At 64.6% G+C, this 19838-nt stretch carries 19 protein-coding genes; 5 read left to right on the forward strand and 14 right to left on the reverse strand.

All coding sequences use genetic code 11. The features are described 5' to 3' along the window. Window positions 1-93: 93 nt before the first annotated feature. On the forward strand, window positions 94-1023 hold the full coding sequence (cas1, locus tag QMC96_08240; GenBank protein ID MDI6876743.1) for a CRISPR-associated endonuclease Cas1: 930 nt from the start codon (window positions 94-96) through the stop codon (window positions 1021-1023). On the opposite strand, the gene QMC96_08245 is transcribed toward cas1, so the two are convergent. The 11 genes from QMC96_08245 to QMC96_08295 form a co-directional block, all read right to left on the reverse strand. After that, complete coding sequence (locus tag QMC96_08245; GenBank protein ID MDI6876744.1) at window positions 993-1295, reverse strand: acylphosphatase; 303 nt, start codon at window positions 1293-1295, stop codon at window positions 993-995. The two genes, cas1 and QMC96_08245, sit on opposite strands and share 31 nt — an antisense overlap. Then, on the reverse strand, window positions 1292-4876 hold the full coding sequence (locus tag QMC96_08250) for a hypothetical protein (protein ID MDI6876745.1): 3585 nt from the start codon (window positions 4874-4876) through the stop codon (window positions 1292-1294). The genes QMC96_08245 and QMC96_08250 overlap by 4 nt, the downstream gene beginning before the upstream one ends. A 284-nt stretch (window positions 4877-5160) precedes the next feature. Then, window positions 5161-6534 (reverse strand): phosphoglucosamine mutase, encoded by a 1374-nt coding sequence (gene glmM / locus QMC96_08255; protein ID MDI6876746.1) that lies wholly within the window; start codon window positions 6532-6534, stop codon window positions 5161-5163. Window positions 6535-6550: 16 nt separating this feature from the next. Next, complete coding sequence (gene mobB, locus QMC96_08260) at window positions 6551-7279, reverse strand: molybdopterin-guanine dinucleotide biosynthesis protein B (GenBank protein ID MDI6876747.1); 729 nt, start codon at window positions 7277-7279, stop codon at window positions 6551-6553. After that, complete coding sequence (locus QMC96_08265) at window positions 7280-7801, reverse strand: DUF5806 family protein (protein ID MDI6876748.1); 522 nt, start codon at window positions 7799-7801, stop codon at window positions 7280-7282. A 207-nt stretch (window positions 7802-8008) separates the two neighbouring features. After that, complete coding sequence (locus QMC96_08270; protein MDI6876749.1) at window positions 8009-8407, reverse strand: hypothetical protein; 399 nt, start codon at window positions 8405-8407, stop codon at window positions 8009-8011. 336 nt (window positions 8408-8743) lie between these two features. Then, complete coding sequence (locus tag QMC96_08275; GenBank protein MDI6876750.1) at window positions 8744-9658, reverse strand: phosphatidylglycerol lysyltransferase domain-containing protein; 915 nt, start codon at window positions 9656-9658, stop codon at window positions 8744-8746. 1 nt (window position 9659) lies between these two features. Continuing rightward, window positions 9660-10088 carry a GNAT family N-acetyltransferase gene (locus tag QMC96_08280; GenBank protein ID MDI6876751.1) on the reverse strand — a complete coding sequence of 143 codons (429 nt, stop codon included), beginning with the start codon at window positions 10086-10088 and terminating at the stop codon, window positions 9660-9662. Window positions 10089-10707: 619 nt separating this feature from the next. Then, window positions 10708-11226 carry a hypothetical protein gene (locus tag QMC96_08285; GenBank protein MDI6876752.1) on the reverse strand — a complete coding sequence of 173 codons (519 nt, stop codon included), beginning with the start codon at window positions 11224-11226 and terminating at the stop codon, window positions 10708-10710. Between the two features lie 356 nt (window positions 11227-11582). Continuing rightward, window positions 11583-11891 (reverse strand): tetratricopeptide repeat protein, encoded by a 309-nt coding sequence (locus QMC96_08290; protein ID MDI6876753.1) that lies wholly within the window; start codon window positions 11889-11891, stop codon window positions 11583-11585. A gap of 126 nt (window positions 11892-12017) precedes the next feature. Continuing rightward, window positions 12018-12353: a hypothetical protein gene (locus tag QMC96_08295; protein ID MDI6876754.1), complete on the reverse strand. Its 336-nt coding sequence runs from the start codon at window positions 12351-12353 to the stop codon at window positions 12018-12020. A gap of 318 nt (window positions 12354-12671) precedes the next feature. On the opposite strand from QMC96_08295, the gene QMC96_08300 reads away from it, so the two are divergent. From QMC96_08300 to QMC96_08315, 4 genes are all read left to right on the forward strand, one after another. Next, window positions 12672-13058: a PRC-barrel domain-containing protein gene (locus QMC96_08300; protein ID MDI6876755.1), complete on the forward strand. Its 387-nt coding sequence runs from the start codon at window positions 12672-12674 to the stop codon at window positions 13056-13058. Window positions 13059-13301: 243 nt separating this feature from the next. After that, a complete protein-coding gene (locus QMC96_08305; GenBank protein ID MDI6876756.1) occupies window positions 13302-13889 on the forward strand; it encodes a PRC-barrel domain-containing protein in 588 nt (195 codons plus the stop codon). A gap of 333 nt (window positions 13890-14222) precedes the next feature. Beyond that, window positions 14223-14885: a PRC-barrel domain-containing protein gene (locus tag QMC96_08310; protein ID MDI6876757.1), complete on the forward strand. Its 663-nt coding sequence runs from the start codon at window positions 14223-14225 to the stop codon at window positions 14883-14885. Between the two features lie 136 nt (window positions 14886-15021). Beyond that, complete coding sequence (locus QMC96_08315) at window positions 15022-15480, forward strand: ribonuclease III domain-containing protein (GenBank protein ID MDI6876758.1); 459 nt, start codon at window positions 15022-15024, stop codon at window positions 15478-15480. Window positions 15481-15505: 25 nt separating this feature from the next. On the opposite strand, the gene QMC96_08320 is transcribed toward QMC96_08315, so the two are convergent. The 3 genes from QMC96_08320 to QMC96_08330 all read right to left on the reverse strand — a co-directional run bounded on the left by QMC96_08320 (window position 15506) and on the right by QMC96_08330 (window position 19802). Continuing rightward, window positions 15506-16720, reverse strand: coding sequence for a glycosyltransferase (locus QMC96_08320; protein ID MDI6876759.1), 1215 nt, complete (start codon window positions 16718-16720; stop codon window positions 15506-15508). A gap of 36 nt (window positions 16721-16756) precedes the next feature. Continuing rightward, complete coding sequence (locus tag QMC96_08325; protein ID MDI6876760.1) at window positions 16757-19033, reverse strand: bifunctional alpha,alpha-trehalose-phosphate synthase (UDP-forming)/trehalose-phosphatase; 2277 nt, start codon at window positions 19031-19033, stop codon at window positions 16757-16759. An 82-nt stretch (window positions 19034-19115) separates the two neighbouring features. Beyond that, window positions 19116-19802, reverse strand: a complete 687-nt coding sequence (locus QMC96_08330) for a TIGR00266 family protein (GenBank protein MDI6876761.1) — start codon at window positions 19800-19802, stop codon at window positions 19116-19118. Between the last annotated feature and the right edge of the window lie 36 nt (window positions 19803-19838).

A 19838-nucleotide genomic window follows, 5' to 3' on the forward strand; every position in this document is an offset into this window, starting at 1 on the left:
TTTATCCCTGCCTCATCTGAAAAATGCCGAAAAACGATGGTTTAATGTGAACGCGGAGGCCAATACCTTGATAGAATGGCGAGGTGTGCAGCGATGGATCGTCCTCCCTGGCTGGTCGTCCACGGCTACGGTTCCCATATCAAGACCACGCAGTCGCAGCTGATCATCCAGCGGGGCGGGACGCTGGAGCGATACCCCCTGGGCTCCGTGCAGCACCTGCTGGTGCTGGGCGGGCATACCATCCATTCCGCCGCCATCGCGACGCTCCTGAAGGGGGGAGCGTCCATCACCTTCTTCGATCCCGACGGCACCCCCCTCGGGATGCTCCACCGCTACGGGGAGCGCCCCCAGGAGCGGATCCGCTCCGCCCAGCAGAGTTCCCCCGGGCGGAAGTACGCGATCGCGATCGCCACGGCGGCGATCCGGGTCCGCATCATGCTCGTGGAGCAGCTCGCCGAGGCCGCGAACGAACCTCTCCTCTTCGAGGGGGAGTCCCTGCTGCTTCACCAGGCGCAGCAGGAGCTCGAGTACCTGGTGCGGATGGAGGAGGTGCGGCGGCTCTACAGGCTCACGGCGGACATGTACTACGAGATCATGGCACGGACACTCCCGCCGGAGCTCGGGTTCCGCCGGCGGACGGAGCGCCCGCACCGCGATCCGGTCAACGCCCTCCTCTCTCTGGGATACGCGGTCCTCTTCGGTGCCTGCAGCGTCGCGGTGCACGGCGCCCACCTCGACCCGGACCTCGGGATGCTCCACGAGGGGGCGGCGGGGCTGATCCACGACATCGCCGAGACCCTGAAACCCCGGATGGTGGATACGGCCGTCTTCGCGATGGCCCGGAACGGCCTCGATCCCGACACCTACGAGTGCACCGAGAAGCGCTGCCACCTCTCGCACGATCTCGCCGGCAGGCTCATCGGAGCGCTGCACGAATCCGTGCGGCAGGACGAGATCGACGACTGCGTCAACAGTCTCCGCGAGTCCCTGCTCTACGGCACACCGTTCCGGATCTCGTCCTGAGGCCGCGTCCGCTGCACGGAAAACTGCGAGAAGTCGGCATCGGGATGGGGCAGGATCTCCACGTCGCGGACGACCGCCCGCGGGCAGCCGTAGAGCATCGAGGTGAACTTCTCGAGAATCGCCGCATCCGCGCGTGCCACGATCCGCACCCGCCCGTCGGGGAGGTTCTCCACCTCCCCCACGATGCCCAGGTTGATCGCCATCCTCCGGATGCAGGAGCGGAACCCCACCTTCTGGACGCGTCCGGCGATCAGGATCTCGACCGTCTTCACACGAGGCGCTCCACCATGATCCGCAACGCCACGTCCAGCTCGTCGAATACCGTATCGCGGAGGTGGTCCTCCCGCACGCTCATGGCCGCATTCACCGCCATGCCCAGGATGTCCCGGCTCCGCTCCCCCCCGTCGCCGGCGTAGACCCGCAGCGCCATGTCCCCGAGGACGTACGCCCGCCGGGAGAGGGGGCGGATGATGGAGGCCTCCTCCACCGCGTACTGCAGGAGGCGATCGGCCACTCTGTCCTGCGCAGCCTTCCGCGCGAGGAGAGAGAGTTCCACGGCGTACTGGGCCCGCTTCGCACGGTCCGGGAGGGAGCGGATGGCCCGGTCGACGGACGCGGCCTCCTGGACCGTGAACAGACCCTTGTCGACGCTGTCGTACGCCTGGCGCAGGAGACGGCAGGCGTTGGTGGCGGGAGGCTCCGCCCCGGCGGCCCCGAGCTGGGATAGCAGCGTATCCCGCACCTGCTCGTCCGGGATGCTGCCTGCCACGCGGATCGCCCGCTTCCGCAGGGACTCGTCCCCCCGCTTGGCGTGCAGCATCAGCAGGAGCTGCACGATGCCCTTCTTCACCATGGAGGAGATGAAGGGGATCTGGATCGCCTCGACAGCCTTCTCCGCCTCTCCGATCAGGCGCAAGCTGTCGTCCTTGTCGCCGTAGGTCTCGGCGAGCGGGATCACGTCGAGCAGCATGGATACACGGTCGTAGGGGAGGGGGATGTCCAGGATCCCCTGGTAGATGGACGACAGGATGCCCTTCCCCTTGGCGCTCTGGATCACGATGGGGAAGATGGCGACGAGCGCATTCACGTACTCGATCGGCTCCTGGATCTGCTGGACGAGATCCAGCATCAGGTCGATATTCTCGTCCCGCGGGTTCAGCGCCTGGATGCTCACGATGGAGAGTACGAGCTGGCGGCGCACCTGGGAGCTCCGCTCCTCGTCCACCTGCGGCAGGAGGGCGAGCGCCTCGTTCAGGGCCTGGCGGGCCTCCTCTTCGGCCACCTTCCCGAGAAGCCCGGAGAGGTCGGAGAGGATCAGCACCCGTTCGTAGATATCCTTCACCTGACCCGCGGCAGTGTGCACCTGGTGCAGGATCTCCTGGGCGCGCCGTGTCTTCTTGATCCGCAGGTAGGAGTCGGCCAGATTGGCCATCCGCGAGAGCTTCAGGTAGGAGTCGCCCGTGAGGGAGAGGAAGCGGTAGGTCAGGTCCAGGATCACCATCGAGGTCCTCGCGTGCTCCAGGCGCTGCAGCAGATCGACCATCACCTCGTTCGGCCCGGGCGAGTCCATGTCCTCCACGAAGTCCTTGAAGTTGGAAGCGACGCGGTAGATCATCGCATTCCGCTCGAGCGGGCTCTCGATCTCCAGGATGAAGAGGGCGAGCGGGATGATGTAGCTCGGGTTCTTCTGGTTCTGCTTGTACTCCAGGATGATGTCGATGTAGCGGGCCAGTTTGAGCGCGATCTGGTGGCGGTTCTTCTGCTCTTTCAGGAGCTGGACCGCCCGCTCGAAGGGCTCGAGCTGCCGTGCAAAGGCGAGCGGATCCTCCGCTTCCGGGTTCGGCCCGGCGAAGAGGAGGCAGCCGATCCGCACCAGCCCCTCGAGGATGTTCTCCCGCAGCTGCTGCCGCAGGGAGAGATCCGCGATCTGCTGGGTGAGGGTGTAGGCCTCGTTCAGGGCATCGGGGGAGAGCTGGTGGATGCCGTAGCGGATCATGCCGTTGATCACGCTCTCGTAGGCGTAGAGCTCGAAGTCCTTATCCAGGAGATCGCTGCTCCATACCCGCATGCGGTTCAGGAGGTTCAGGTCGTTCTGCTCCACGGCCAGGAGGGATGCCTCGTCGATGATCCGGCAGAGGGCCTCCGATCGGGACCGCTGCCCCTCGATCGCGCAGGTGAGCCCGACAGCCCGCTGGAGGAGGTCACGGTTCTTGCGGGTGACGGCGATCTTGGCCATCTCGATCACGATGAACGAGATCGCCTTCTCCCGCTCCGCCTGGTCGCTCATCTGATCGGCCATGGTGATCAGGATGGAGGCGTCATGGAACTGGACGAAACCCCGTTCGAGCAGGATGCGGATGCAGCCCGTCAGGAGATCGTCCGGACGGGTGTGCATGCGGATCAGGGACTCGATCGCGGTGGTGTGGGAGACGACCAGGTCGAAGTCGTACTCCTTGCAGATCTCGGCGACCGCACGGGCGATGAGCGAGTCCCGGGTGTCGGCGTCGTAGAGGTCGATGATCTTGCGCTGCAGGAGATCGACCTCGTACTTCAGCACGCCTTCCTTGATGATCCGCACGCTGGTGTCGAGGGCGTGCTTCCCGGTCCGGTCGTGGGGGGACCCGATCCGTGAGAAGATGTCGAGAGCGTTGTAGAACTCCCCGCCCCGCAGGAGGCTGTTGATGATCAGGAGGTACTGGGAGAGGTAGGACTCGGTCGACTCCCGCGCGGCCTCCTCCAGGATCGGGACGACGTTCAGGAGGATGGTGATGTCACCGACGTGCTCCACGACCGCGGTGCTGGCGCTCACGATCTCCTTCACCGGGTGCCAGCCGGGATCCTCCACGCGCTCGTTGAACTCCAGCGCCTTCTCCAGGTACCAGCGGTCGCCGCTCTTCTCCGCCTTCTCCAGCAGCTTGATGACGATGCACCGCGCCGAGAGCGGGATGTCCTTCTCCAGTTTGAGGAGCGTGCTGTGGATCTGCCGCTTCTCCCGCAGGCGGTCGAGCAGCTGCTCGACCAGCACCGAGATGATCTCCACCCGCCGCGGCTCGGGCACGTCCTCCAGATCGTCCAGGACGGATTTGACGTCCGAGACGTGTTTTCCGAGCGCCGAGCGCGAGGTCTTCTCCGCGATGCTCGCGATGCAGTTCAAGCGGCGGATCTTCTGCTTGATCTCCGTGGCGCTGCGGAAGGCGTCCACCACGATGCCGGGATCCTGGCGGAGGATGCCGATCGTGGCGATCGCCTTTGCAAGTTCGCTGTGGAGGAGAGAGCGTTTCGAGATGTCCCCCATCAGCTCGGTCAGGCCGAGCGAGGTGTAGAGCAGGCGTGTGTCCCTGACGTTGATGCTCCAGACGATGATCAGGGGAATGATATCGATCAGGATGTTGGAGCGGTACTTCCGGAACCCGATACGCTGGACGATTTCCATGCCTTTCTCGATCAGGACCGCGTCCTTGTGGTTCACGCCCCCCTCGATCAGCTCCTTGCTGATGGTCGCGAGGACCTTGCTCTGGAAGCTCTTCCGCTTCAGCTTGTCGCAGAGCTCGAAGACCGCCTGGAGCCAGCGCTCGTCCTTGGTCTCCACGTACGTGCGGGAGGCCCTGACAGCGACCTCGTCGATCTCGGCGTCGGAGAGTTCGTCCAGGACCGCCAGCATCTCGGGGGACTTCTCCTTGAAGATGGTGGCGACGATCGTCTTGTTGATGGAGTCCAGGATGAGCTTTCTCTCCTTGCGTCTCTGGATGGTGGAGACGTTGCGGATGAGGTGCCGCACCTCGTCCCGGTCCCGACGGGAGAGCGCCAGGTTGATCTTCTGTTTGATGTTGATTGTACTCTCGTCAACAGCCACGGTACATCCCATCCCGTATTTTATTATATAAGCCACATACCATATTAAAATATTCTCATTAAATTTTACTCGTTAAAATTTTGGAAATTTTTAATTACGAAAAATATTGGGGAACTCGAATATCCAGAGGAGAGTATGGCAAATCATAACAAAATGCCTGAATATCCCAGAGAATAGCGTAAATTTCTGGATATTCTATCCCCGTTCGTTAATAGCGAGCCCTGCCCGTTCCCGCCCGAGAGGCCTCCGTGAATCGCCCGCGATGCGACGGGAAGGGCTGGATCTCAGAACTGGCCGGTTTCCGGTTCGATGCAGCGGATGATCTCTTCGTAGAAGCGTTTTGCCCTCTCCTCGTCGCCGGACTCCACGATCACCCGCACCAGGGGCTCCGTGCCCGAAGCCCGCACGAGCGCCCAGCCGTCGTCGCGCACGATGCGGATGCCGTCGGTGAAGTCCAGGGCATCGCCGGCGTAGGCCTTCTCGATCCGCCGCAGGATCTCGAGCGGCGTGCGGGTGCGGATCTTCCGCTGGATCGTGTGGTGGGGCGGCAGCCGGGCGACCAGGGAGGAGAGGGGCCGCCCCTCGCGGGCGAGCAGGTGCACCATCATCGCCGCGGTCATCGCACCGTCGCGGCAGAACTGGAACGAGGGGAAGATCAGCCCGCCGTTGCCCTCGCCCCCGAAGACCACGGGTTCGCCGGCGGCCGCCAGCTCCCGCATTCTCCTCGCCACGTATACGCTCCCGACGGGGGTGTACTCGATCCGGCAGCCGTTCTGTTCGGCCACGTCCTCGATCATGCGGGAGCAGCTCACCGGCGCCACCACGACCCCCTTGCGGGAGCGGCAGATGAACTGCTCGATGAGGGCGAACTCGTCCATCTCGTCCACGAACCGCCCGCTCTCGTCCACGAAGACCGCACGGTCGGCATCCCCGTCGTGAGCGACGCCGAATGCCGCCCCGCTGCCCCGGACCAGTTCGGACAGTGCGGCAAGCCCCTCCACGGAGGGTTCCGGCATCCTTCCGGGAAAACGGCCGTCCATCTGGGCGTGGATGGTGAAGACCCGGCAGCCCAGGGCGGCGAGGATCGCGGGTGTCGTCAGGCAGGAGGGGCCGGAGCCGGGGTCCACCGCGACGGTCATGCCGCCGCCGATCGGGCCCGGGAACTGCTCCACGACGCCGCGGACGTAGTCCTGCACCAGATGGGGGGCGGACGTCTCGCTCCCCACACCGTTCCAGGGGGCGGAACGGAAGTCCCGGTTGAAGATCCGCTCTTCGAGGGCCAGGAGTTTCTCGTCCCCCATCTCGGTCCCGTCCGCATCGATGACCTTGACCCCGTTGTACTCCGGCGGGTTGTGGGAGGCGGTGATCATCGCCCCGCCCCCGTAGCCCTGCTGGCGCATCAGATACTGGAGGGCCGGCGTCGGGAGGATGCCGAGGTCGACCACGTCGCATCCCGTCGCCATGACCCCCCCCTTGAGGGCGCTCGCGAGCGCCTCTCCCGAAGTCCGCGTGTCCCGCCCGACGCCGATGACGCCGTCCGACAGGGATCCCAGCGCCGCGCCGATGCGGAGCGCGAGATCCGGCGTCATGTCCTTCCCGACGATGCCCCGCACGCCGTTCGTGCCGAACAGCCGCTTCTCAACCTTCCGCACGCCCACGCACGCCTCCGCGCTCCTATTCCGTATGGTGCAGCCGTCTCATTAGCTTTTCCCGGGCCGCATCCGCAGCCTGGAACGCGGCCGCCGAATCCTCCGCCAGAACCGCGATCATGACGATGCCCGGAGGACTGCAGTGCAGACGGACTCCGATGATGCCCGCCATGCCCTCTGTCTCGCGGCGGATCTCCTCGAGGGCGAGAGCGATCGCTGCGGGGGGCGGCCCCCTCGCCCCCTCCCGCCCGCCCGCGTCCTCCACCCGCCCTGCATAGGTGACGATGGCGCCGCGGTCCGCTCCGTGCTCCCGCTGCAGCCCGGCAACCAGCCCCGGCAGCGTGACGTAGTCCTGGAAGCGGGGCAGGGCCTCCACGACCTCCTCGACGGCGGGGTTGCGGAGAACCGTGTTCTCCGCAGCGAGGTCCCCGATGACGATCTTGGGGAAGGCCCGGGTCTTGAATCCCTCGACGATGGCGTACTCGACGCCCGCATCCGCGAGCTGGGAGAGAACCGCATCCAGATCCGCATCCGCCGCCACGAGCACGGCCTTCTCGGCGTCGATGCCCGCCGAGACCGCCGCCCCCGCCGCGTGGTAGCGGGTGGTGTCCTTCCCCACCTCCAGGGCATAGCGGTGATGGCCCAGGTGCTTCACCGCGGCTGTCTTCCCGATCGGGGCGAGGCGGCGGATCAGGTCCACAATGAAGGTGGTCTTCCCGGCGCCGGAGGTGCCCGCCACGTGGATGATCCGCATCTACCCGCCGCTCTCCCGTTCGGGCTGCTTCTTCCGCAGCCGTGCAGACGCCTCCGCCACTCTCCGCATGACCTCGGCGATCCGGTCTTCGATCTCGATCTCGCTGTCGATATCGAGCGTGGTCCCCTCCACCTCCAGCAGGAACCGCGCCACCTCGCTCGCCTCGAAGAGCACGTCGTCCAGCTCCTCGGCCGTGAAGAATCCGCACATCGCCCCGTAGAAGAAGGTGGCTCCGGCCTTCTTCACCTTCCGTTTGAACGCGGACCTCGCCTGGTTCACGGCCTGCGGGGAGTAGGTGTCGACCATGAACGGGACGAGCTCCGGCAGGTGCTGGCCGATGTAGGTCATCTCCGCGCCGCTCGAGGTCTTGAAGTCCGCGCAGAGCCGCCCGATCGCCCACTCGCGGGCCGTGATGTAGGTGTGCTTGCGGAGGAACTGGTTCACTTTGAGGTAGGACTCGCCGTCCACCTTCTTGAACTTCTGGTACTTGTCGGGTTGCACCCGCCCGCCGGACTCTTCCATTCAGTGACCGGTTGGGCGGGCCATCGTATTCAAGGCATTGGTTTGCAGCCGCACCCTGCCGGCTTCGCCGGAATTGCCGGGCTCCCGCCGCCGTCTGCAGCGGCTGCCGTGGCACCGGCAGGGCGCTTCCGCCATGGGCGGGTGGCAGAAAAGAGTGCACGGCCGAACCCCCCGGGCCGGCGGGCGGGAGAAGGGGGTGTGATCGGTTCAGATGGCGCCGGGCTTGAGCGCCCAGGTCTTCTGCTCGTACTCGCGGGCCAGGTCCTGCACCGGCGGGAGTTCCTGACCGTTGATCCGGATCGGCTGATCGGGACTGTTGCCGTTCAGGTAGTCGGTGAGCACCGAGTCGATGGCGGCGATGTCGATCCAGTCCAGCTGGAGCCACCGGGACTTCATGCCCATGGACTCCTTCTTCACCTCTTTGAGCAGGGTGCTGAAGGCCTCCAGGGTCTTGAGCTTGATGGACTCCTTGTCCAGCGTGAAGTGGGTGAGCTGGTACCAGGCGGGCCGCTTCATTCCGTCGTGCTGGATGATCAGTTTGTACCTGTCGAGACGGTTCTTGCATAGGATGATATCGAATGTCTTGTGCGCAATATCGAGCTTCATCGTCTCTCCTTCCGGGGGTTCTGTTCGGGAATGTATTATATTTCGTCCACGATTAAAATATAATTCGGTTAGAAGAAAGATTGGAAATACTTGCGAATTTTTCTATTTTTACGCATTATTTTCACATTTATACAAATCCAAAAATATTCAATGCTGAAATATAATAGTAATTATTATATTCCCCTCCGCCCCCTCCGGCGGTTTGCGGAGATCCGCACCCGCGGGATGGGGTGCGAACACGCCGGGGGCGGCACGGCGGAGAGGGCGGCGCGGGGATCCCCGGGGCGCATCCTTCCGCCGCCGGACGCCTCCCCCCGCTCCCGTGCGGCTGCGACCTCAGCCGGGGAGCAGCCGTGCCAGATCCTCCCTCTGCGCCACGTAGACCTCCACCATGTGGTGGGGATGGTAGCGCATCTTGGACTCCCGCAGCCCCGCATTCCCGAGATCGGACTCCCGGTTGATGAACGGGAAGCGTTCTGCCAGCACCCTGGCGGTCTCGGCATTCATCGCCTTGTAGATCCCCTCGCAGTCGGGCAGACCCTTCTCGAAGTGGACGACGGCGGTGGTCTCGTTCAGCGGCTCGAAGAGCGCCATCGATGCGACGCGGCCGTCCACGCGGATCGTCCGCCCCTCGATCCCGAGTTCCTGGAAGTGATCCAGCGTGCGGAGGATCGCCTCCTTCTCGTGGGCAAGGATGGGATGGGACTCGCAGTCCCGCCAGTCGCACCACTCCAGCAGGAACTCCCGCACGTCCGCCAGGTCGTCCGGGCCCATGGCGTCGACGGCGTAGGTGCATCGCCTGCGGAAGCGGTTCAGCTGACGGCGGATGTTGAGGTACCTCCGCCCGCGGAGCTCCGCCAGGTCGGAGGCGCGGTAGACGTATTCGAAGTAGTTCCGCCGCGGGTGGAGGGGCAGATCGGGATACGCCGCGGCGACCTTCTCCCGCGAGGCGGAGTCCAGGATGGCGAGAGGGGTGTCCCCTCCCTCGCGGACAGCAAGCCGGATGGTCTCCTCCAGCAGCTCCGCGTCCGGCGGACCGATGGGGACCCGGAAGATGGTCCTGCCGTCGATGGTGCTCGCGAGCACGATGCTCTCCCGCACCTGCGCGAAGCGGTAGTGCGCATAGGCGTTCCAGGCCACCATATTGGTGAACGTGTTATCGCTGTGCTCCTGGGGGAAGCGTGCGTAGTGCCTGCGGAAGAGATCGCGATCCGCCAGGGTCACCTCTCTGAAGTCGGCGGGCGAGAGCACCTCACTCCCCACCCCGGTAGAGCATGGGGACATCCCCCTCGCAGCGCCGGAATCCGTTCGCGGCGTAGAAACCCTCGGTGCCTTTCTCCGCGATGAGGCCGATCCACTCTATCCCTCCCCGTCTGCAGGCATCCAGGAGGAGGGACAGGATGCCCGATCCGATGCCGAGACGCCGGTATTCGGAGAGCAGGCAGAGGTCCTGGATGTAGGCGTCCGAGACCCCGTCGGAGATCACCCGCCCCATCCCGACGGCCCGCCCGCTCGCCCGATCGACTGCGACGGCAAATGCGTAGCTGCCCCGGATAACCGGAAGGACGCCCGCCGGATCCCACTCCTCGCACCACCACCCCGCAGAGCGGTACAGGTCCACGATCTCCTCACGGCTCCAGGTATTCACCAGCCGGAATTCGATATCCGGAGTCTTCCCCATGGCAACGACCTACTCCTGCGGTGCCGGCCCGCATGTCAGGACCGGTATGCCGTCTGCGTATAAAAAAGGTATGAATGACCCCGGCACGGGCTAAAACCGTCTCCGTGCCGTGCCGTGGCGTTTTTTGGCCCTGTACGGCAGCCCGGCTGTTTCCGCCCCGGCAGGAGGGGGAGGATGGGATGCATGCGGCGCCCGGATCGGGAGATGGCAGCCTGCGTGCCGAATCCATCGGATGGGGGGCGATCGGGCCGGCACACTCCCGTCGCTCTCACGCAGAACTCCAGGGGGGAGCCTCCCGGATCGAGGCGTCGGTCTCCCTCTCCGCACATCCGAACACATGCGCAACAACGGGCCCGGTGGAAAACCCCTGCGGTGTTTTTCCTGCACCGATCCCGCGGATACCCTGCCGGCGATCGGGATCCTCCCCGCAGCCCTGCGGGAGATGCCCTCTCTCCATGGGGATCGTGCGACAGGCCCGAACGATACGGACCGGGGAGAGAAGCCTCTCTGCCGCCGGAGGGGCAGGGGCCCGCTGGTGAGACCGCCGGAGAGCCGCCAATCTCGACGAGGATTCCGGCAGAGCCGAAAAACGCCGTAACGGGGGGAGAGGCGATCGTCTTCAGCTGGCCACGTCCGCCCCGTACTTCTCCTGCAGCATCTTCAGCAGGTCGTCCGAGCGCCGGGATATCGCGACGATGCGCATGACCGCCCGGTTCAGCTGCTCGTTCAGTTCGTTCACCTGCTTCCGGGTGATGAAGTTCTTCCGGCTCGCGCTCTTGATGCGATCTTCTGCGATCTGACAGTTGTAGAAGAACCGATCGACGATGCAGCTGGCCTCGTGAAGACTGAACCGGAACTGATTGGCCTCCTCCCCCAGAATGTCGTTCAGCTCTTTGAGTTCCACGTCGATCTCGTTCAGAATGTCGATGATGGAGACGAGCGCCTGCTGCCGCTCCATCTCCTCCAGCTCCCGGGTGGCATCGGCCGCTCCGTCCAGTTTCCTCACGTACAGATCCATGGCGTGGGCCATGTCCCGGAAGAACTGCTTGTCCCTCCCTTCAAGAGCCTCAGCCCTCTCCCGCAGACGTTCGACTTCCCGCTCCAGACGCACCCGAAACTCGTTCTCATCGTATTCCATGCACATCGGCCCCCTCTTCCGATTGACCCGGAACCATCTCCTCCCCCGTTTACGGGCGGCGGAGATCGGCTTTGCAGCCTGCCCGGTACTCCGCCTGCCTCACGTTTACCAATGCCAAACTTATTAATAAATCTTTTTAAATGATCGCATACTATACAGAAGAAAATATTCAATTATTGCGATAAATACCATCATATAGAACATATCCTTGAATATCAGGCCTTTTCCTGCAATGGAACCGGCCCGGAGAGATTAACTGCAGGGATATCCCCGATACGGGGCAGTAGCATCGGCGCACAACCCGCATGCCCGGGCGGGTGCAGCAGGGCCGCAGGAGGCGGCGGCCCCGCGCCGGATCAAGCCGGCGTCCGGGCGGATCTTCCCAGACTCTCCCGTATCCTGCCGATATCCGCCCGTGCGTCCTCGCGGGCGGGATCGATCTCCAGCACCCTCTCGAACCTGCGCAGTGCGAGGTCCGGATGACCCATCCGCTGCAGCAGACGCCCCTTCTCAAGCCAGGCATCCGCGCAGGACGGATCGATATCGATCGCCCGATCGTAGCACCGCAGGGCTTCGCGGAACCGCCCGTGGCTGCGGAGCGTGTTCCCCCGGCTCACCCAGGCAGCCGGTCCGGGCTCGCTGTTGAAGATCGGCAGCATACCCATGGGTCCCCACCTGTATACAGCAGACTCGAATTGCCAGGTATATCAACGTTTCTTCGGCCCCACGCATCAGGAGCAGGACCCGGGCGGCAGGCTGCCCGAAACAGCGGTGGATGGAAAAGAGGTATTTCAGCGGGTGATCACGTAATCGGATTTGTATCGCCGCTCCTGTTTCAGGGTGCCGTCCGGCTGCATGATCAGGGCCATCATCTCGGCCTCCGCCACCTCCTCCCCTGCATGCTCCCCCTCCGCCGATGGCAGCCGCGGCCCGCCCAGCGGATCCCCGGCCAGCAGGCGGGGCGCCTGTTCGTTCTCGCGGGAGACGCAGGTCTGCAGGAGAGCCCGGAGATCCCCGATCTCGTCGGCGATTCCCTTCAGTACCGCCTCCATCTCCATCACCCGCACTTCAAGGCTGCGGATCCGCTCGGGGTATCCCGTCTGGACCCTTTCCTGTAGGTTTGCCATCATCATAGAAGCTGGATTCGACGTCCCCCTATAAATCCTTCCTGCTTTTCCCGGCGTTCCGCTCTTTCCCGAACGCACGGAGATTGCCGGGCGGCTGCCGGGGATCCACCGTCCCGATTCCCGTTCGATCCCCCGGATCCCGGGCAGCGCAGGAGACGGGTGCCCGCGGGCGACCGCCGGGCTGTCTGCCGTTGCGGTGCAGGGAGGGATCCCGGGAGGGTGCGGCTCGGCAGAGGCTGCCCGGCAGGTAAACAGTTAATACGCAGTGCGTCCATCCGTCATCGTTTCGGCGAGGAACGAGAAGGAGATGGATCTGCCGTGGCGACGGAAGGCAATACGCACGATCGCGCGGGTGCGAAGGGAGATTGCCCGGATACGCTTCTCAGGAGCGGGAGCATCTTCGGTGCCGGCGTCCGCAACCGCAGCGGGGAGGAGCTCGGCCATATCCGGGACATCCTGGTGGACGTCGAGAGCGGGCGGGCTGCGTACATCGTGCTCGCCTTCGGCGGCGGGGTGCTCGGGGTGGGCGAGAAGGTCTTCGCCATCCCCTGGGAGAACCTGTCATCCTGCCCGGAGCGGGGGGAGTTTATCCTGGACATCGGGAGGGAGCACCTGGAGAAGGCGGAAGGGCTATCAGAGGACGAGTGGCCGCTTCGGAGCGACTGGAAGCACACCAGGTCCCTGATGCCCTATCGGGAGGAGTAGAAGGGGAGAGGGGCGGCGCCTCCGCGATCCCCGATACGCGTTCGCCATACGGGGTTCCGCCTCTCCATCACCGGATCACTGCCCTGTTGCCCGTTCCCGGGGCTCACAGGCCTCGGGAATAGCGAGCAGATGTCTCGGATCGCGGGAGTGCAGGCAACATTTAAATAATATCGTTCACTATTTCCCGCCACTGCCTGGACTGTATTGGGTTGCGGCAGCGTAATCGACAACGAGATGGTATACATGGCGAATGCAGGAACGGAAACAGCGACCGGGGCGCGAACCCGGGGGTTCGGAGAAGGGCTGCGACTGTTGTCCGCGAGGGACATCATGAGCGTCAAGGTGCGGAACCCGCAGGGAGAGGACCTCGGCGAGATCAAGAACCTGATGGTCGACCTCAACGCCGGTCGAATCGTCTACGCCGTGCTCGCCTTCGGCGGGGTGGTCGGGGTGGGCGAGAAGCTCTTCGCCATCCCCTGGGAGGCCTTTTCCCAGAGACCTGACGAGGAGGTCTTCATCCTGAACGCGGACCGGGACCTGCTGGAGAAGTCTCCGGGGTTCCGCGAGGACGAGTGGCCCATGCACGGCGACTGGGAGCTCGTGGAGCCGCTCCCCGCGGAAGCCCGTTATCCGGAGGAGCGGGCAGAGGCGGAACGCCGGGAGAGACGGGAGATGCCCATGGGCGAATCCGTGGGGCTGTACACCCCCCGCCGGGACATCGAATGCCCCACCTACGAAGCCGGCCGCAGATCCCCGGAATACGATCGCGAGTGGCTGGAGGGCATGTACGCCTGGTTCGGCGTCCGCCCTTACTGGACCGTGTGCGAATAACGACCCCGAAGGGAGGGCGCTCGTCCCGGATGAACGGAGAGCCCCTGTCAACGGCGTTTTTTACCGCCCGATCCCTGCACGGCGCCGCGGATCTCCTTTTCCTGTCGGCAGGCGAAGATCCCGCCCATTCCGGTGAGGCGCGGGGGAGAGAATCCGCCTCCGGCGGCGATCCCTCTCCCCGGAATCCGTGCATATTCCCCGCTTCCGTGCCGGAGAAACGTATAAATAGTCTCGTGCCTCTACAGCCCGCCTTGCCTCGGAGGGTTTACGCCGCGGCACGGAGACTGGAGACGTGAGAGAGAGATGGAGGCCAGATCGAGGAGGATGGAAGGCATGAGGCTGCTGTCTGCGGACGACGCCATGGACACGAAGGTGCGGAACCCGCAGGGAGAGGACCTCGGCGAGATCAAGAACCTGATGGTCGACCTGAATACGGGCAGGATCATCTACGCCGTGCTCGCCTTCGGCGGGGTGCTCGGGATGGGCGAGAAGCTCTATGCCGTCCCCTGGGAGGCTCTGGCAGCCCGGCCGGAGCGGGAGGGCTTTGTCCTGAACATGGACCGGGAGCAGCTGGAGAATGCCCCCGCGTTCCGCGAGGACGAGTGGCCCATGCACGGCGACTGGGAGCTGGTGGAGCCGACCCGCACGGCGGCATACTATACGGCCGCACGCGAAGTCCGCCCGGAGGAGAGAGCGGCAGCCCCCGCCGAGCGTGTCGAGCCCCGCGCAGAGACCTGGGAGGAGCGGCAGGAAGCGGCGAAGAGGCGGGATGAAGAGAGATACCGGGGGATGAGCAAGGAAGAGATCCGGTCCAAGCAGGCTGCGGAGATCCAGGCGTTGCCGCGATCCATGCGCCCGTCCACCGGCCGCGACATTCCCGGACGGGGACCGGCCTGCGCCGCCTACGAACAGGCCAAAAAATCGCCGGATTACGACCGCGAGTGGCTGGAGGGCATGTTCACCTGGTTCGGGGCGCCGCCGTACTGGTGCGAGTAACGTTCCCCGTCCGCGGGTGGCGGACCTTCCGGGACCCTGCATTCCGGAGTGTGCCTGACCTCAGCAGGACCGATTCGCGGGGCACGCGGTTCATATAGACGGGCGTCCAGATCAGCTGCTGCAGGGGGACCGGCCCGTGGCGGAGATCGGGAGACGGGAGAGAGAACTCGAAGCGGTGATCGGCTACTCCTTCAGGAATCCTGCCCTGCTGCGGCGGGCGCTCACCCGCCTCGCCTACGCGAAGGAGCAGGGTCTGGATGCGGCGGACCACATGGACGCCCTGGCAACCCTGGGAGACGCGGTCTTCGAGCTCGCCACAATCGAGAGCCTGGTGCAGTCGGGCGAGACCGAGAAGGGCGCGATCACGAACCAGAAGGTGAACCGCGTGAATATGGTGCAGCTCCGCAGGGTTGCGGAGTCCCTCCGCATCGAGCGGTACGTCTACTGGGGCAGAGGGGAGGAGGGGCAGCACATCTGGACGTCGGGACGGGTGCTCGCCGAGTGCATCGAGGCGGTGATCGGCGCCGTCTACCTGGACGGGGGCATGGCAGCCGCCCGGCAGGTGCTGGAGCACCTGGGGTTCCTCGGGTGCTGAGGGATCCCCGGGGTGCCGCCCTTCCCTACTGCATGATGTAGTTCAGCAGGTCCAGGTAATCCCCCAGCATGCGGGTGATCAGGAACTTCTCCCGCACCGTCTCTTTTCCTTTCCTGCCCATCTCGTTCGCCATGGCCGGATCCTGCATCAACTGCACGATGCGGTCGGCGAACGTGCGGGTGTCCGTCGGGTCTACCAGGAACCCGTTCTCGCCGTCCGTGATCTGGAGCGGGATCCCGCCCACGTTCGATGCGACGACCGGGCGGCCCTTCCAGAGCGCCTCGGTGACCGTGAGCCCGAACCCCTCCCGCAGGGACTTCTGGAGGATCACGTCCGAGACGCGCTGGAGGACGTTCACGAGCATGTTGTTCTCGCAGGTGATGAAGATGATGTCCCCCTCCCTGGCGAGATCCCTCGCCTTTCTGGCAACGCTCTCGTAGATCCCGTAGCCCTCGGGATCGTCGGCCGCCATGCACCCGCAGAGCACCAGGCGGCAGTCGATCTCCGTTCGCACCTCCTCGAAGATGTCCAGCACCCCCAGGGGATCCTTCCACTTGTCGAACCGCGAGATCTGGGTGAGGATCGGCTTGTCGGTGGGGATGCCGTAGCTCTCGACGTACTTCTGGATCGCCCCGTGGGGAATCTCGCGGTTCTTCACCGTCAGGGGATCGATCGCCGGAGTGACGATCCGCTGCTCCACGGGCAGATCCTCTTTCAGGTACTTCTCGTCGGAGACGACCATCAGGTCGTAGAGGAGGACGTAGCCCTGGATGAACTTCCAGATCTCTTCGTCGGGGTGCGTGAGATCGATGTGGCACTGCCAGATCCAGGGCTGCGTGCGGCGGTGGTAGCGGATGAGGGGGAGGGGCTGCGGATCGTGGACGATGATCGCGTCGTGGTCGAGGTGGGCGTAGCTGGGGAAGTTCTCGTTGGTGGCGAGATAGAGCTGCTTTTCCGCCGCCGAGACGGTCACCGCCTCACCCTGCAGACCGTTGTGGATCTTCTTCGTGACGGTGAAGAAGTTGGGGTTCCCGTGGAGCAGCCTCCACTCGGCGTCGATCCCGATGTCGTTGATGAGCGGCATCAGCGACGATATGAGTTCGGCCACGCCGCCGCCCTGGTAGGTGGAGTTGATCATGGCGATATGGCTTCCGTAGAGCGTTCTCGCCTTGCGGTAGATGTCGGCGATCACCTTGTCCTTGACCACGCCGTGATAATCCACGAGACTCGGTACGGCCATCGGTTTCTCTCCCCTCCCCCTTGAAGGGGAGATACTTTATGAAGATATCGCCCCTTCCGGCGAAACACCGGCGTCTCTCCCCTTCAGGGACGTGCGCCGGGGAGTATCCGGTCTCCGCGGCGCCGAACCGCCCTCCCCGGCGCACTGCTTCAGGAGGGGGAGCACCTGCCGCTGCGTGCTGAGGTTGAACCGCGCCTTGGACGGCGCCTGACCGACCTTGATCGAGTAGGCGTCGGAGGGCAGCACCTCGAAGAGGTCCTCGTCCGTGCGGTCGTCCCCGATCGCCAGGATGAAGTCCCAGGATTTGCGGTTGATCCAGTGGGAGACCGCCCGCCCTTTGTTGATGACTGCGCTGCGGACTTCGATCACCTTGTGCCCCTCGAGCACGGCGAGGTTCAGATTGGACGTCAGGTGCAGCAGGTCGTCCTTGAGCTCCATCGCCCGGAGCGAGGCCAGTCCGGGTTCCGCCCTGCGGTAGTGCCAGACGAGGGAGTGCTCCTTCTCCTCCACGAAGGAACCGGGCGTCCTGTCCGCATAGATCTGGAGAATGGGACGGATCTCCTGCTTCCATTCGCTGGAGAGCTGTTCGGGCATCCACCATGCCGAGCGCGCATCCCGGATCCAGACACCGTGTTCGGAGACGATCCCGACGGGGAGCGTGCCGAACCAGCGGTCCATGGTCTTCCGGTCCCGCCCGGTGATGATCACCACCTCGTTCCGGGGATCCGCCGCCAGCATCTCCAGCTGCCGGAGGACGGCCTCGTCGGGAGCCGCTTTCTGCGGGCGGGACGCGAACGGCACCAGCGTGCCGTCGTAGTCGAGCAGGATGAGACGCTCTCTCGCTGCCTGGTAATCCGATACGAGCAGGTCTTTTGCGCTCTCCGTCAGGATCTCCTGGGACCGCTCCTGCTGGATCGACGTCACGGCGTTCAGCTTCTGGATGAAGTCTTCCGCCCAGTAGCGGATATCGTAGCGGCGGAGCCGCTCCTGCATCAGGCGGTTCCGCTCCACCTGCTCCTGCTCCGGCATGGTGAGCGCCGTCTCCAGGGCCTCCACCAGCGCCTCCCGATCGCTGGGGTTCACGATGATCGCCTCGCCGAGCTCCTGCGCCGCGCCCGCCATCTCGGAGAGGATCAGCACCCCGGCGCCTGTCGTGCGGGTTGCGACGAACTCCTTGGCCATCAGGTTCATGCCGTCCCGGAGGGGGGTGAGCAGGGCGACGTCGGCGATGTGGTAGTTGGCGATCAGGGTCTTGAAGGGGAGATAGTTGTAGATGTACTGGATGGGCACCCAGTCCAGCGTCCCGTACCGCCCGTTGATCCGCCCGACCAGCCCGTCGATCTGGTGCTTCAGCTGCTGGTAGTGCCCGAGGGTTGCCCGGGAGGGAACCGCGACGAGGATCAGTGATACCTCGCCCCGGTACTCCGGATGCTTCTCCAGAAAGGCGTCGAAGGCCTCCAGGCGGGGCGGGATGCCCTTGGTGTAGTCCAGCCGATCGAACGATAGGATGATCCTGCGCCGCCCGTACTTCCTGCGGATGCGGCGGATCTCCGCCTGGACCTCCGCATCCTGGACGGCATCGGCGTACTTCCCGTAGTCGATGCCCATCGGGAACATGTCCGCCCAGACCAGGCGGTTCCCCACGGTCACCTCACCCAGCGAGTGCTCGTAGCCCAGGATCCGCCGCACGCTGGAGAGGAAGTGGCGCACATAGTCGTAGGTGTGGAACCCGATGAGATCGGCACCGAGGAGGCCCTCCAGGATCTCCTTTCTCCAGGGCAGCAGGCGGAAGATCTCGAAGGAGGGGAAGGGGATGTGGAGGAAGAACCCGATCCGGGCAGACGGGAGCCTCTCCCGCAGCATCTGCGGGAGCAGCATCAGCTGGTAGTCGTGCACCCAGATGGTGTCGCCGGGATCCGCCACCTCCATCACGGCATCGCAGAACGCCTGGTTCACCCGCCGGTACACGTTCCACTGCCGCGGGTCGAACTCTGCCAGGTGGGTGAAGTAGTGGAAGAGGGGCCAGAGGGTGTTGTTGCAGAAACCTCCGTAGTACTGCCGCACGTCGTACTCGGAGAGGAAGACGGGATGGCAGCGTTCGGCGGCAAGGGCATGGCAGACTCTCTCCTTCTCCTCCGCATGACTCCTCCGCACGGTCAGGCCCGGCCACCCCACCCAGATGCTGTCGTAGGACTTGTAGAACGAACCGACACCCGTGGCAAGCCCACCGGCACTGGTCTGGAGGCAGATCCCGCCCTTCCTCTTCGCGATGCTCACGGGCAGCCTGTTGGACACGATAACGAGTTTCGCCATACGGATGCGATCCGGAAACCGGTTGCACCCTTACATTCTCATAGACAATTAAGGTTACCCCTGCCGCGATCTCCGGGCGGGATCACCTGTTCCGGGAGGGTGCGGGAAGGAACGGGCGGAGCGATGCCGCCAGTTTGGCGAGGTCCATCGACTGCAGCACGACCTTTCCCGGTCCCGTGAGGGTGGTGACAAAGAGCCCTTCGCCGCCGAACAGCACGGTGCGCACCCCGCCGGCAAGGGCGATCGAGTAGGTGACCGAGGAGTCGAACCCGACCACCAGGCTGGTCTCCGCCTTCACGGTCTCGCCGGCGGCCAGATCCATCTCCACGATGTCCCCGCAGCAGTGCAGGAAGGCGCAGCCCTTCCCGCTCACTCTCTGGAGGATGAAGCCCTCGCCCCCGAAGAATCCGGCCCCGAGCTTGCGGGCGAACGCGATCTCCAGGTCCACCCCCTCCTCGGAGCAGAGGTAGGCGTCCTTCTGGGCGATGAAATCCGATCCGTCCAGGCGGACGGGGAAGATCTTCCCGGGGATCGAGCCGGCGAACGAGACGAACCCCGCCCCGCCTTCCGGGCGGAACCGTGTCAGGAAGAAGCTCTCCCCCACGACCATCCTCTTGAGCCCGCCCAGGATGCCGCCCTTCGCCTGGGTCTGCATCTGCATGTTCCCGCTCATGTTCGCCATCGCACCCGCTTCGGCATAGATGCTCTCGCCCTCGGCGAGGCGGAGGGTCACCATCTGCAGGTTGTCGCCGACAATCTCGTACTCCATGGCAGGAGTGGTTGGAAGAGGAAGGGGATAACCTGT

It is taken from the genome of Methanomicrobiales archaeon, from assembly GCA_030019205.1.
GTDB lineage: Archaea > Halobacteriota > Methanomicrobia > Methanomicrobiales > JACTUA01 > JASEFH01.